The following is a 13333-nucleotide window of genomic DNA, read 5'->3' as shown; positions in this document are numbered from 1 at the left end:
GTTTCTAAGATAAAGTAATATGAACGATTTACTCCAACAATTCAGACTGGCGAGCCGACAATATTCTGACGCTTCGATTTTTATGCATGAAGCAATTGCCCGAAAAGCAGGCTTGGCTGGCTCTGATCATAAATACCTGGGACTTATTCTACAACATAAAGAATTGACGGCAGGTGAACTTTCTAAATTGACAGGATTGACTACCGGTGCTGTTACCGGATTAATTGACCGATTGGAGAAAAAAAAGCTCCTAAAAAGAAAATTTAGCAGAGACGATAGGAGAAAAGTAATCATCGTACCTGATGAAGAAAATGCCATGAAATTATTACAGCCACTTTTTGTGGAACTGCAGCAAAAAACAGCGATACTGATTGCTTCCTTTTCATCATCAGAGATGGAAGCCATAAAACGGTATTTTTCAGAAGCCACTATCATAATGAAAGAAGTAACCGATTCGATGAATCCTAAATCAGACGATTAAAATGGAAAATATTACGACAAGCTACCTGTCAAGAGCAGAGCTATGGCTCTGTATTACAACCCTTGTTTATTTTATGATGAACGGGGCACAAATTTTTGAAACATTACTTTTTGTTCCAAAATGGACATTTTCGCCACCGGATAATTTTAAACTCTTATTAGACGGACAGGGGAGCAGTCTGAAAATTTTCTGGATAGTGTTCCATTCCCTGCATGAAATTACTTTTTTGCTGGCGTTGTATTTCTGTTGGAAAATCGACCCGATACGGAATTGGCTTTTAGTTTTGCTTGCCATCCACATCGCTGTCAGGATTTGGACGCTTTCTTATTTTGCACCTGCTATTATCGATTTCCAAAAAATGGCAATTGCATCTAATGGAGCAAAAGGTTTGCTCAGCAGGGTCAAATTTTGGCAGACGCTCAATTATATACGGGTTTTTATTTTTGTAGCGGTTTCGTTGGGAATGATACCGTTATGTATTCGATTGTTTAATATGCGGCATTAAATAGCATTGTTTCCTATGCAACGATAACAATCGATGTATAAAGGCTATGTACTTCCCAGCCTAACGATTCATATAATTGCTTGCCGTCTTCTGTAGCTACCAGTATGCTTTTGGTAATGCCTTTAGAATGTGCTATTTTTTCGAGCTCTTTTATGATTATAGTGGCAAGACCTTTTCTTCTGTGGTTGCTCTCCGTTATGATTCGGTCATATACGGCTATATCATCAACCAATACAACACGTCCAATAGCAACCTCTTCATTATTTTGTGTCAGGATTCTTACTACAAAGGTCGATTTATAGTGGTCAAATTCGAATTTGTACTCAGTATCAAGATGATGATTCGGAAAAACCATTAGCTCTGAACACACCATAAAATAGCCTTGCGGTTGGAAGGTCCACTTTTCAGAAACACGACTCTTTATTTCTTCAGAAGAGGCAAACGTTTTTAGAAAAATCCAGGGTTCGTTGATTGTATTAGAAAGTTGGATGAAATCTTCATTCAGTTCTGGAAATACATACCTTTCTTTTTGTTTCGTATCGCCGACTTCAACTTTAAAACCAGATTTGAATGCAATTGGCAATGGCAATTCTCTTGATAACGACCAGGCAGTAAGCCATTTTTTGAGGATGTCTGGAGAGATTTGGTTTTTCATGACTTTTTTATTGAAATAGACATTATCCTACATAGATGTTTTTTTAATTAATTGAAATGAAGTTTTTAAAATAACAATGTTTATTTTCTTTGTTAGTTAAATTGATTTCATAAATTGCTTCATAGGTTCGTACTCCAGATATATTGACATTACCTTTATTTTTTAATAGTTCACAATTATTGTTCATATAATTGTTAAAAATAAAAAGCGCAAATTTATCACTCAGATTATCTTTTTTTTCAATCAGGTCAATTTTTTTCTTATAAGAATCATTGTTTTCTAAGGAGTAATAAACCTTATTATCAACATCATAAATTGTAAACCAGAATTTGTTTGATGAAAAGGAAGAATCAGGCGAATAATAATATAGGATGTGATTAGTGTTTTTAAGTTCATTCCTCATTTTTTTGAAAACCAGCTTATTTATATCATATCCTTTTATTCGGACTTCATTCGGCGTATTACCTTCAGCTTTATCTATATCATCTCGTATTTCCTTTTGCATCCTAGCAATTTCAGTATAGAATTTAGGTGTGCTACACCCAATAAAAGACATTGATAATAAGAGGATGTATAGTATTTTTGTCATTTTACTTTTCATCAATAATTTCATCATAATCGTATATATCATCCGTATTATATATTTTTCCCATATAATGCGTTGCTCCGTGTTTTCTTCTGATTCTTTCTGCATAAACTATTCCCAGAATAATTCCAATAATAGAGATTAAGACAGAAATCCAAAGTAATTCTTCATTAGAAAAATAAATGGCTAAGGCAATAAAAAGAAAAATGATAAAGGGTGAAAGAAAAATTTTTACCCAATAGATTATTTCAAATAGTTTATTCATGAGTTTGATTGTTAAATATCTGATTTTAATGTTTATCGTGATTGTGCTCAAAATGGTATTTCATTAGGAATAATTATAAAAATACCAAGCAGTACCACTATACATTATTAGATTAAAAAGTAAATAAAAAAAATTAAGCTTTGAACCAAATAACCTATTCAAAATCATCAGCATAATAAAGAAATGTAAAAAGAGAGTTGCAAGGTAAAAAATCCATATTTCTTTTTGATAATTGGAGCTACTTGCATATCCGAGCATAAAACAGATAACAAACCAGATAGTTAGCATAATAAGAAATGTTACTATGCTTATTGAGATAAATTTTATTTTTTCCATTTTTCCATACCAGATTACAGTACATACTATGTTTGTTACAAACCTAGGCGTTTTCTAAAATCTTTCTTTACAGAAATCTGTAAAAATTGTTAAAATTTTTAAACCAACTGAATTTAGGATTGTTTTTAAGATGACTACATCAGTTTATTATTTGAATGGAAATAAATGACTCCTAAATTTCTATATTTGTTCTGTCTCAACCACATCTTATGAAATTCTCGCTGATTATCTGTACTTATAAAAGAGCCACTCCTTTGCGGACTCTTTTGGAATCCGTGCAGCTACAAACGGTGTACCCTGATGAGATTTTGGTTGTGGACGGCAGTCCGGATGATTTTACGAAAGCAGTTTTAGAAGAAAAACATTTGAAAGGACTTTCTTATTTTAAAGTCAGTGAAGAAGACCGCGGACTTACCCGACAACGAAATTTCGGAATTAATAGGCTAATGCAGGAAACTGAAATCGTTTGTTTTTTAGACGATGATACCGTTTTGGAGCCTACCTATTTCGCAGAAATTCTATCGGTTTATAAACTACATCCTCAAGCTTTGGGCGTGGGTGGCTACATCACTAACGAAACAACATGGCAACAAATTCCGGCTGGATATAAAGCGAACACTAATGAATTTGTGTATGATGGCTGGAAGCGCAAAGACGGCTCCCGTTTTGTAGCCCGGAAGAAATTAGGGCTTGACAGTAATGTAGCGCCCGGTTTTGCCCCGGAATATTCTCATGGCAGAAGCATAGGCTTTTTGCCACCATCAGGAAAGATTTATGAAGTACAGCAACTAATGGGCGGTGTTTCATCGTTCAGAAAAAAGGTTTTTGACAGGCTTCGGTTTTCTACTTATTTTGAAGGTTATGGTTTATACGAAGATGCCGATTTTACGTTGCGGCTTTCCAATTTAGGAAAGCTATATGTCAACACGAACGCCAGATTAGCGCATTATCACGATGCGTCAGGACGGCCAAATAAATATGCTTATGGGAAAATGGTAGTGCGTAACGGCTGGTATGTATGGCGGTCTAAATACCCGAAACCGTCTGGTAAAGCCAAATTAAAATGGCATAGCATTACACTGTTGCTAACCCTGATCCGATATGGCAACGTATTTACTTCCTCGCAAAAAAAGCAAGCCTTTACAGAAGCATTGGGAAGAACGGTAGGCTGGTGGAGCCTGTTTTTTAGCAAACCTAAACAGAAACTGTCATGAAGTTTGCCATCATCACCCACGTACCGCACATAAAAAAAAATAGCAAGCTTTATGCCTATGCGCCCTATGTGCGGGAAATGAATCTGTGGATAGACAATGTAGATGAAGTGCTTTTGGTAGCACCAATAGTAGATTTACAGCCAAATGCTATTCACTTGCCCTACGATCGTGAAGTCCGGCTTATGGAAATTCCGGGTTTTAATGCCATTGGATTGAAGGCAAAAATTTCAGCATTGCTTAAAATGCCCAAACTGATAGCCGTTATTTATAAAGTGATGCGTGAAGCCGACCATATCCATCTTAGATGTCCGGGCAATGTAGGCTTGTTGGGTTGTTTTGTACAGATTCTTTTTCCAAAGAAACCCAAAACTGCAAAATACGCCGGCAATTGGGATCCTGAATCAAAACAGCCGTTTAGCTATAAATTCCAACGATGGATTTTAAGCAATACATTTCTGACCAGAAACATGCAGGTGTTGGTGTATGGAAACTGGCCCAATCAGACAAAAAATATCCGACCTTTTTTTACGGCTACTTATAGTGAACAGGATAAAAAAGACGTGTCATTACGGACTTTAGATGGAAAAATAAAATTACTTTTTGCCGGAACATTAGCCCAAGGCAAAAGGCCCCTTTATGCCATACAACTGGCAGAAAATTTAATCAATAAAGGATTTGATATACAACTGGAACTTTTTGGAGATGGTCCGGAAAGAGATAAATTACAGGAATATATCATTAAAAATAATCTTCAAAACCCGGTTTTGCTGAAAGGCAACCAAACCAAAGAAAGTTTACAACAGGCCTATGAAGAAAGTCATTTTTTAGTGTTACCTTCCAAAAGTGAAGGCTGGCCAAAAGTAGTGGCAGAAGCTATGTTCTGGGGTTGCGTTCCGGTTTCTAGCCGGGTTTCCTGCGTTCCGGATATGCTTGAGTATGGCACAAGAGGAGTATTGTTAGAAATGAATTTGGAACAGGATAGTGAAAATATAGCTGCTTTACTAAAAGCGCCGGAAGAATATAAAAACAAAGCCGAAAAAGCGATGCTTTGGTCCAGAAGGTATACGTTGGATTATTTTGAAAGTGAAATTAAAAGTTTTTTAAAAAATAAATGAGAGTCCTGCAACTAATCGATTCGTTAGAAGCCGGTGGAGCCGAACGCATGGCGGTTAACTATGCCAATGGTCTCGCCAACAGGATAGCATTTTCGGCACTTGCCGTTACACGCAAGCAAGGCATTTTGAAAGAACAGTTAGATAAAGCTGTTTTGTATACTTTTTTGGAAAGGAAACGGACTATTGATTTCAAGGCTGTTTCCAGATTAAAACGCTTTGTAAAAGATAATAGTATAGACATCATACATGCTCATGGCACTTCCTATTTTATAGCGGTAATGCTCAAGATAGCCTATCCGAAAATAAAAATTGTATGGCACGACCACCACGGCGGAAGAAGTACTCAAAAAGGATATAAGAATGCTGTTTTGAAAATGGCTTCCCGCTTTTTTGATACTGTAATGGTCGTGAATCAGGAATTAAAAGCCTGGGCCGATCGTAATCTGGCAGTGGCTAAAGTAATATATCTTCCAAATTTTGCTGTGCGTGACAAGGTTGAGGAAAAGCAAACCACATTAAAAGGAACTGACGGTAAAAGAATCGTCTGCCTGTCAAATCTGAGGTATCCAAAAAACCATGCTTTGCTTTTGGAAGCTTTTCGGGATTCCGGACTCCATAAAAAAGAATGGTCCCTGCATCTTATTGGAAAAGACGCACATGATGATTATTCCTCACATTTGAAACGTTTTATAAGCGACAATCTTCTCGACGATAGTATTTTTATTTACGGCAGCTGTTCGGATATCAGCAATGTATTGGAACAGGGAACTATAGGTGTCCTGGCCTCTGTCTTTGAAGGTTTTCCTGTGACATTACTGGAATATGGAATGGCAGGTTTGGCAGTAGTTTCTACCAATGTTGGTTATTGTGGCGAAATCATACAAAACGAAAAAACAGGACTTTCTTTTACTCCATCAGATGTGGAAATGCTGACTGCACAACTGCAACGAATGACAGACGAACAGTTGAGAAAATCCGTGTCGGAAGCCTTAAAAACAACAATAAGAGAAAGCTATTCTGAAGAAATTGTGACGAATGCCTTAATATTGCAATATCAAAACATTTTAAATGCAAAACAAAAGTAGACAGATTACCTATATCGGGCTTGTCTTATTGCATATTGCGATTGGCTTTGCAATATACTTGTTTCCGTTACTATCCAAGGTATACGGTTTGCTTACGTTGCTGATTGGTGTTGGCATTGTGATGAAGACTTCAAATAAGCACAATGAAGTATTATATATTTCGGCTTATATAGCCGGAAGCGAGGTTTTACTGCGAATGACAGGAGGAAATTTCCTGAATGAATTTTCCAAATATGGCGTAATGCTGTTTATGCTTATGGGAATTTTTTACAGTAGTTTTTCCAAAAATTCTATTCCGTATTGGATATACCTTTTGCTTTTGGTTCCCGGTGTGGTAATTTCTACCGTAACCCTGGATATCAGTACCGATGTAAGAAAGGCGATAACTTTTAATATTGTAGGGCCGGTTTGTCTGGGCTTGTGTTCAATTTATGCCTACAGGCGGAAAATTTCGTTTGCCGAACTCTCCAATGTTTTGCTGGCTGCGGTTTTGCCCATCTTGTCTACGGCCTGTTACCTGTTTATTTATTCTCCGGATGTTAAGGATGTAGTGACCGGTACATCCTCCAACTTTGAAACTTCCGGAGGTTTTGGACCTAATCAGGTTTCTACTATTCTCGGACTTGGATTTTTTATCTTTTTTTCGAGGATGCTCCTCAATTCTTCCAACAAGAGATACCTGTTAATAAATTTGTTTTTTGCACTTGTGCTCACTTTTAGGGCTATAGTTACTTTTTCCAGAGGAGGAGTAATTACGGGGCTGGTCATGATTGTTGTGCTTTTTGGAGCATTGTATACGATGGCCAATTTGCAGACCAAAATGAAATTGAATGTAGTGGTTATCCTGACTGTTCTGGCAGGAATCGGGGTTTGGGGCTATAGTTCCTTACAGACGAGCGGATTGATTGAGAAACGCTATGCCAATCAGGATGCAGCCGGACGTGAAAAGGAAGACCGATTGGGAGGAAGGGAACAAATTGCATCAACCGAACTGCAGATGTTTCTTGAAAATCCGATATTGGGAATCGGGGTTGGGAAAAACAAGGAATACCGGGAAGAAATTACAGGTATTCGTGCAGCATCGCATAACGAACTGACCCGTATGTTGGCGGAACATGGCACATTGGGTATTTTTTCAATACTGATTTTATTTTTTACGCCACTGGTTTTGTATGTAGACAACAGGCATCATTTCTACCTGCTGTCGTTTTTTGTGTTTTGGTTCCTGACCATTAACCATGCTGCCATGCGACTCGTGGCTCCTGCTTTTATTTATTCGCTAACCTTACTCAAAGTATATTCTATTGAAAAACCTGCTGTACATAGGGAATAAATTATCACAACATGGTTTTTCGGTGACTTCAATCGAAACTTTGGGACCGCTTTTGGAAGGTGAGGGCTATACGCTTTTTTATGCTTCTTCCAAAAAGAATAAGGCATTACGGCTGTTCGATATGGTATGGAGCACACTACGGTTAAGGAATAAAATTGACTATCTGCTCATTGATACCTACAGTACCTCCAATTTTTGGTATGCCTTTTTGGTCAGTCAGTTGGCTCGATTATTAAAGATAAAGTATATTCCGATGTTGCGGGGTGGTGACTTGCCTGGCAGGCTATCCAAAAATCCGGCATTATGTGCTATGATTTTTAATCATGCCTATAAAAATAGTGCTCCTTCGGGCTATCTTTTGGAACATTTCCAGAAAAAAGGCATCCAAAACATGAGCTATATTCCCAATACGCTCGATATGAGCAAGTATAATTTTCTGAAACGGGAAATAACACAGCCCAAACTTTTATGGGTAAGGTCATTTGCAGCCATTTATAATCCGTTTATGGCTGTTGAGGTATTCCTTGAAATTAAAAAACAATTTCCTGAAGCATCGCTCTGCATGGTTGGGCCTGAAAAGGATGGAATGCTGGCAAAAACCAAAGAATTGGCGTTGAAATACAACCTGGACGTGAATTTCACAGGGAAACTTTCCAAAACCGACTGGATTCGTTTATCTGAGAATTACAATATTTTTATCAATACCACCCATTTTGACAATACACCGGTGAGTGTAATGGAAGCTATGGCTTTAGGTTTGCCTGTGGTGAGTACAAACGTTGGAGGAATTCCTTTTCTGCTGGATGACAAAAAAACAGCTCTTTTAGTAGATGACGGAAATACGGAAGCCATGATTAAAGCAGTAAAAAAGATAACTGAAAATAAGAACCTTGCAGAAGATTTGGCGCAAAACGCCAGAGCAAAAGCCGAAAGTTTTGACTGGCAGCAGGTGAAGTCACTATGGAATAAAATTTTGTGTTAGCGATAGATTTGATATTACTAAAATAATGTTAAATTGCAATGCCCAAATCTACCATAGATGTTCTCATTTAAGAAAATACATTTTGAAATCTCGGAGCGCAAATTGCTTTTGCGGTTATTTGATGTATTGACGGTTATTTTGGCATTATACATAGTAGGACTGCTTTTCAAATTTGATTATTTCAGTATTTCCAAAGCTAATTTTTACTGGACGATTGTTTTAGGAATTTACCTGAATATTCTGGGAACCGTCTTTGAAATGTATAATCTGCAGACAGCCAGTAATCAGTATCAGATTATCAAAAGTATACTGCTCACTTCTTCCACGACAGTATTATTCTTTCTTCTGACACCTATTTTTACGCCGGTACTTCCATCCAACAGATTACAAATCATTTATTTTTTCCTGGCAATTACATTGGCCTTATTTGCATGGCGTATTTTTTATCAGGCATTTCTGGCTTCTCATCGTTTTTTGAAGCGGGTCGTTATGGTGTGCGACAAAAACCAGTTGGAAGAATTGGTAGCCTCGTTAGAAAAAGTAGACCCGCACTATAAAATACTGGGTTTTATCAATACAGATTCCAAAGGTGATACTGTGTCGAACCACGCTGGCGTGGCCAATATAGAAATTGCCGACCTGAATGGTTTTATAAGAAAAAATGGCGTGTCGGAAATCGTTATTGCCTCGCAAAAAACAGACGGTATAACGGTTGATTTATATAACCGTCTTTTGGCTCTTTTGGAGCAGGGATTTGTAATTCGTGAATATACGCAGGTTTATGAAAATATTACACAGCGTATTCCGGTTCAATATGTAGACAGGGATTTTTACAGGTATTTTCCGTTTAGCCGAAGCAATCATAACAAACTTTACCTATTGCTGGCCCGACTTATTGAAATCCTGATTTCATTAGTTGGAATAGCTATTGGATTGTATCTGTTGCCGTTTATTTACGTCGCTAATTTTATCGGAAACAAAGGTCCGCTGTTTTATGTTCAGGAAAGAGTAGGGAAGAACGGAAAGATATTCCGGATTTATAAATTCAGGACAATGGTAAAAAATGCAGAGACAGATAAGGCTGTTTTTGCTACACAAAATGATAACAGGATTACCTTTTTCGGCAAATTTTTAAGGAAGTCAAGAATAGATGAATTTCCGCAGTTTATCAATGTGCTCAAAGGCGACATGGCAGTTATCGGGCCAAGACCGGAACGTCCGTTTTTTGTAGAACAGATAGCCAACCAAATGCCGTTTTATCAAACCCGCCACGTCATCAAACCCGGACTAACGGGTTGGGCGCAGGTTAATTATTCCTATGGCGATTCCATCAAGGACAGTCTCATTAAGCTGCAATATGACCTGTATTATATCAAACACAGAAGTATTTTTCTGGACATCAACATTACCATCAAAACCATCAGCACGATTCTGTTCTATCGTGGGCAATAGCTAAGCTTTAGCAATTTTTGTCTTTTTGTTTTTTCTGGCAAGTTTCGCAAGAATTACTGTAGAAGTAATCAATATAGGCATAAATAACAGCAGTTGTGCCTTGTTGAAAATAACAATCAGATAAATAGCAATACAGGCTAAATTGAACAGGGCAAGATTGGATATCCACTTGCGGTTTTTCTTTTTGAAAAAGTAAACCAAAAACAGCAACGACGGATTAAACAAAAGCACATTATAATTCCAACGGACTTCTTCGTGTAGCGAATAAAAACCTACTGATGAAAGGAATAAACCTAATAATCCCAAAATAGTAAAATAAGTAAGATAAACGGTATTATTTTTTAATACGATTACCAAAAGTACCAAAGCTGAAAAAACGTAGATATTATTCCAGTAGGAAACTGTCTTTACAGGCTTGGCTTCAAAAATGGTCTTGGTTTCTGTAACCAAAGGCTTGCCATTATAAACAGTAGTTTTCAAAACATCCATTAATTCCAGTGGAAGAAACAAAACTTCGGCTTTTTTATCGGTTTTTGGTCCAAAAATGATATTAACACCTAGTTTCTGGAAAAAGTTGCTGCTCAAATAAGGATTGAGTATTTCCCTGTAAGTTACAGTCACCGGTTTTTTTGTAGTAATGATTTTGCCGCCAAGCACATCATTTACCTTGTCAATAACCATAGTGGTACAGTTCTTATCGATGAATTTATAGGTATAAAAACGTTCGTCAGAATAAAGATTCTTATTCAGCTCATCAAGCAATTTCTGTTTCTGGATTTTGCTCAGATTGAGTTCCTGCTCATAAATAGAACGGTTTTCTTCTCTGTAATTATATTCAAAGTCACGATATTGGTTGGTAGCAACAAAATATTGCAAGTCGCCTTTTACAAATTTCGCCAAAAAATAAGGCGTATTGAAATCAAAATAGCCAAAATTATAAACCACATCCAATCCGCGCTGTTCGTCTAAAACACGTAAGCCGGTATGTCCGTAAAGAGTGTGTGATTCGTTGGCAGTGCCTATGGTCAGGATGCTTACTTTTGAAGAATCGGATAAGATGGCACTTTGTGAAAAGCTTTTAGATAGCGGAAACGCCAGCAATAACAAAAGAAGTAAGAGTCTGAATCTTGACATAGGATGAAATTAAAGCACAAATATCCGTAAAACTACTAAATATTTTCATGCCGGAACTATGCTAAAATTATCTCCTGAAGATACCCAGGTCAACTTTTACCGAAAAGATATTAGAATACAAAGCCACACTCTGGTCGCCAATGTCTGTTAACGCATAATCTACCTGAATGCCTTTGTATTTGAATCCAAGTCCGATGTTAGGCTGGAAACCTACTTTTTCGCTTCCGTCCAGCTGTTTTACGTTTTGGAAATTTCCGACACCGGCCCTTAAAAAGACCAAATCAGTATATCCGAATTCAAAACCAACAGCCGGGTCAATGCTCACTACATCTGTAGAAATAATATCATTGGTACGGGCAAAGCTCATATTCAGGTTGGCTGCTGCCAGAATGCTGTAGTCGTAACGGATGATGAATTTTTTGGCAATTCCTAATTGTGCTTTTGGAAGCGTGATTTCAGAATCTTCCGGCAGTTCCTGGTTTTCGCCCGGAATGGCATCTTTGATTTTATTATAAGCCTCTTCGTCAATGTTCCAGATATTGTAGGTGGTAGTGACATCACGTACCATCAATCCGAATTTCCAATCATTTCTTTCGAATTGTACTCCAATATCAAAACCAAATCCCCAGGAATTGGCAAAGTCTCCAATAACACGTCGAATTACTTTGGCATTGACTCCGTACTGGAACCCCGGAATCTTTAATTTTCGGGCATAGGAAAAAGTCACGCCATAATCGGCTGTAGAAAACAGGCTGATTCGGTTGTAATCGATATTTCCTTCGCTGTCAATTAATTCGGTTGTATTTAAGATGTCATCAACCCCAAAACGGATTACAGATAATCCCCACGCACTTTCGTTATCAATTGGCATGGCAAAACCCGCATAATCATATTGCGCAATATTGGCAAAATAGCTGGCATGCATTAAAGCCGCCTGTTTGTCTTCAAGGTAAATAAGCCCCGCCGGATTCCAATATCCGGAATTGACGTCGTTAGTGCTGGCCGTCACGGCATTTGACATACCCAATGCGGCCGCATCGACACCAATATTCATAAATTCATTGGAATATTTCCTGACCGCTTGGCTGTAAGCAAAAGAGCATACCAGAAGAAAAGAAGCTATAAGGGGTTTTTTCAAAGCAAATTGTTTTTACAAGCCGAAATCTGATTGTTAATTATCGTCCAAAAATATAAATTTTTATCGAGCTTCCTTCTTTGCCTTATAACAATAAATAATACTGAGGAATATCAAGTTAAAAATCTGTTATAAGAAACGCGCTGCACTATAAACTTATTGTGCTAAATTTGCGGTCACGCCAATTAAAAAAATAACACGATATGGGAATCAAGGCTCAAGTTCCGAATACTATTACATTGCTTAACCTCTTTTCAGGATGCATTGCATTAATCTTTGCTTTCCATCAGGATTTTAAGCTGGCCTTTCTGTTTGTGTGTCTTGGTATTTTTCTTGACTTTTTTGATGGCTTTTTTGCAAGGCTTTTTAAAGTTTCCAGTCCGCTTGGATTGCAACTCGATTCTTTGGCTGATATGGTAACCAGTGGCGTAGTTCCGGGTGTTGCTATGTACTATTTGATGAATCAGGCTTTAGGATTTCCTTCTTCAGGATGGCAGCTGTTTTTTCCTTATCTGGGTTTTATCATTACGTTAGGTTCCTGTTATCGTCTGGCTAATTTTAATATTGATACCCGTCAGACCGATTCTTTTATAGGTTTGCCAACTCCGGCAAATGCTCTATTTATCTTAAGCCTTCCGCTTATTTTGCTTGATAACCAATATGGGTTTATTTCGCAAGCTTTGAGCAATCCGTGGATATTGCTTGTCATTTCCCTTTTCAGCGCTTTTATGCTCAATGTCGAAATTCCTCTTTTTTCATTAAAAGTAAAAAGTGCAAGTTTTGCCAAAAACAAACTTCAGATTATATTTTTGACGGTATCTGTATTGCTTTTAGTGTTTTTTAAAGCTTTGGGAATTCCGTTATTGATTCTTTTTTATATAGCGTTGTCGGTTTTGACGAATAAGAAAAGTAGTTAAGATTGTAGATTTAAGATTTAAGATTTAAGATTTTTGCTGCTGATTATGCAGATTTTACCGAATTGTTTAGGATTTATTGAATCGTTTTAATCATTTAATCTGTGGCATTAAAAAGCTATAATGTTGAATCTTTTTTGA

General features: G+C 37.3%; 14 protein-coding genes. 9 read left to right on the top strand and 5 right to left on the bottom strand.

What is annotated here, in order from left to right; genetic code table 11:
- The first annotated feature begins 19 nt into the window (after positions 1-19).
- Together ASG38_RS07260 and ASG38_RS07255 are read left to right on the top strand one after the other, a co-directional pair.
- Positions 20-481 (top strand): MarR family transcriptional regulator, encoded by a 462-nt coding sequence (locus ASG38_RS07260; RefSeq protein ID WP_056068652.1) that lies wholly within the window; start codon positions 20-22, stop codon positions 479-481.
- A gap of 1 nt (position 482) precedes the next feature.
- Positions 483-986: a hypothetical protein gene (locus tag ASG38_RS07255; RefSeq protein ID WP_056068650.1), complete on the top strand. Its 504-nt coding sequence runs from the start codon at positions 483-485 to the stop codon at positions 984-986.
- Positions 987-999: 13 nt separating this feature from the next.
- On the opposite strand, the gene ASG38_RS07250 is transcribed toward ASG38_RS07255, so the two are convergent.
- Genes ASG38_RS07250 through ASG38_RS07240 form a run of 3 tightly spaced genes read right to left on the bottom strand, consistent with a single transcriptional unit; the run spans position 1000 to position 2492 of the window.
- Positions 1000-1641, bottom strand: coding sequence for a GNAT family N-acetyltransferase (locus ASG38_RS07250; RefSeq protein ID WP_056068648.1), 642 nt, complete (start codon positions 1639-1641; stop codon positions 1000-1002).
- Between the two features lie 43 nt (positions 1642-1684).
- Positions 1685-2230, bottom strand: coding sequence for a hypothetical protein (locus ASG38_RS07245; RefSeq protein WP_162239671.1), 546 nt, complete (start codon positions 2228-2230; stop codon positions 1685-1687).
- A gap of 1 nt (position 2231) precedes the next feature.
- The gene (locus tag ASG38_RS07240; protein ID WP_157486088.1) at positions 2232-2492 is read right to left on the bottom strand and encodes a hypothetical protein; all 261 of its coding nucleotides are present in this window, start codon (positions 2490-2492) and stop codon (positions 2232-2234) included.
- 545 nt (positions 2493-3037) lie between these two features.
- On the opposite strand from ASG38_RS07240, the gene ASG38_RS07235 reads away from it, so the two are divergent.
- From ASG38_RS07235 to ASG38_RS07210, 6 genes are read left to right on the top strand one after another with little or no spacing between them, the layout of a single operon-like run.
- Positions 3038-4042 (top strand): glycosyltransferase family 2 protein, encoded by a 1005-nt coding sequence (locus tag ASG38_RS07235; RefSeq protein ID WP_056068642.1) that lies wholly within the window; start codon positions 3038-3040, stop codon positions 4040-4042.
- Entirely contained in the window at positions 4039-5157 is a 1119-nt protein-coding gene (locus ASG38_RS07230; RefSeq protein ID WP_056068641.1) for a glycosyltransferase family 4 protein, read from the top strand. Before ASG38_RS07235 ends, ASG38_RS07230 begins: the two co-directional genes overlap by 4 nt.
- Positions 5154-6242: a glycosyltransferase gene (locus tag ASG38_RS07225; RefSeq protein ID WP_056068640.1), complete on the top strand. Its 1089-nt coding sequence runs from the start codon at positions 5154-5156 to the stop codon at positions 6240-6242. The genes ASG38_RS07230 and ASG38_RS07225 overlap by 4 nt, the downstream gene beginning before the upstream one ends.
- Positions 6226-7575: an O-antigen ligase gene (locus tag ASG38_RS07220; protein WP_056068638.1), complete on the top strand. Its 1350-nt coding sequence runs from the start codon at positions 6226-6228 to the stop codon at positions 7573-7575. Before ASG38_RS07225 ends, ASG38_RS07220 begins: the two co-directional genes overlap by 17 nt.
- Positions 7547-8557, top strand: coding sequence for a glycosyltransferase family 4 protein (locus ASG38_RS07215; RefSeq protein ID WP_056068635.1), 1011 nt, complete (start codon positions 7547-7549; stop codon positions 8555-8557). Before ASG38_RS07220 ends, ASG38_RS07215 begins: the two co-directional genes overlap by 29 nt.
- Positions 8558-8614: 57 nt before the next feature.
- The gene (locus tag ASG38_RS07210; RefSeq protein WP_056068633.1) at positions 8615-10009 is read left to right on the top strand and encodes a sugar transferase; all 1395 of its coding nucleotides are present in this window, start codon (positions 8615-8617) and stop codon (positions 10007-10009) included.
- Here the strand turns inward: ASG38_RS07210 and ASG38_RS07205 are convergent, their stop codons facing one another.
- Positions 10010-11143 (bottom strand): DUF4105 domain-containing protein, encoded by a 1134-nt coding sequence (locus tag ASG38_RS07205; protein WP_056068632.1) that lies wholly within the window; start codon positions 11141-11143, stop codon positions 10010-10012.
- A 67-nt stretch (positions 11144-11210) separates the two neighbouring features.
- Positions 11211-12197 carry a PorV/PorQ family protein gene (locus ASG38_RS07200; protein WP_056069078.1) on the bottom strand — a complete coding sequence of 329 codons (987 nt, stop codon included), beginning with the start codon at positions 12195-12197 and terminating at the stop codon, positions 11211-11213.
- 284 nt (positions 12198-12481) lie between these two features.
- Here ASG38_RS07200 and ASG38_RS07195 point away from each other — a divergent pair, with 284 nt between their 5' ends.
- The gene (locus tag ASG38_RS07195; RefSeq protein ID WP_056068631.1) at positions 12482-13195 is read left to right on the top strand and encodes a phosphatidylcholine/phosphatidylserine synthase; all 714 of its coding nucleotides are present in this window, start codon (positions 12482-12484) and stop codon (positions 13193-13195) included.
- The last annotated feature ends 138 nt before the right edge of the window (positions 13196-13333 follow it).

Source organism: Flavobacterium sp. Leaf359 (assembly GCF_001423985.1).
In the GTDB taxonomy this organism is placed as follows: Bacteria; Bacteroidota; Bacteroidia; order Flavobacteriales; family Flavobacteriaceae; genus Flavobacterium; species Flavobacterium lindanitolerans.
Note: the sequence above shows the minus strand (reverse complement) of the source record. Positions and strands in the feature narration are given on the sequence as shown.

Coding starts and splice junctions, on each gene's coding strand:
- ASG38_RS07260 (WP_056068652.1), top strand. CDS start 20: ATGAACGATTTACTCCAACAATTCAGACTGGCGAGCCGACAATATTCT.
- ASG38_RS07255 (WP_056068650.1), top strand. CDS start 483: ATGGAAAATATTACGACAAGCTACCTGTCAAGAGCAGAGCTATGGCTC.
- ASG38_RS07250 (WP_056068648.1), bottom strand. CDS start 1,641: ATGAAAAACCAAATCTCTCCAGACATCCTCAAAAAATGGCTTACTGCC.
- ASG38_RS07245 (WP_162239671.1), bottom strand. CDS start 2,230: ATGACAAAAATACTATACATCCTCTTATTATCAATGTCTTTTATTGGG.
- ASG38_RS07240 (WP_157486088.1), bottom strand. CDS start 2,492: ATGAATAAACTATTTGAAATAATCTATTGGGTAAAAATTTTTCTTTCA.
- ASG38_RS07235 (WP_056068642.1), top strand. CDS start 3,038: ATGAAATTCTCGCTGATTATCTGTACTTATAAAAGAGCCACTCCTTTG.
- ASG38_RS07230 (WP_056068641.1), top strand. CDS start 4,039: ATGAAGTTTGCCATCATCACCCACGTACCGCACATAAAAAAAAATAGC.
- ASG38_RS07225 (WP_056068640.1), top strand. CDS start 5,154: ATGAGAGTCCTGCAACTAATCGATTCGTTAGAAGCCGGTGGAGCCGAA.
- ASG38_RS07220 (WP_056068638.1), top strand. CDS start 6,226: ATGCAAAACAAAAGTAGACAGATTACCTATATCGGGCTTGTCTTATTG.
- ASG38_RS07210 (WP_056068633.1), top strand. CDS start 8,615: ATGTTCTCATTTAAGAAAATACATTTTGAAATCTCGGAGCGCAAATTG.
- ASG38_RS07205 (WP_056068632.1), bottom strand. CDS start 11,143: ATGTCAAGATTCAGACTCTTACTTCTTTTGTTATTGCTGGCGTTTCCG.
- ASG38_RS07200 (WP_056069078.1), bottom strand. CDS start 12,197: ATGAATATTGGTGTCGATGCGGCCGCATTGGGTATGTCAAATGCCGTG.
- ASG38_RS07195 (WP_056068631.1), top strand. CDS start 12,482: ATGGGAATCAAGGCTCAAGTTCCGAATACTATTACATTGCTTAACCTC.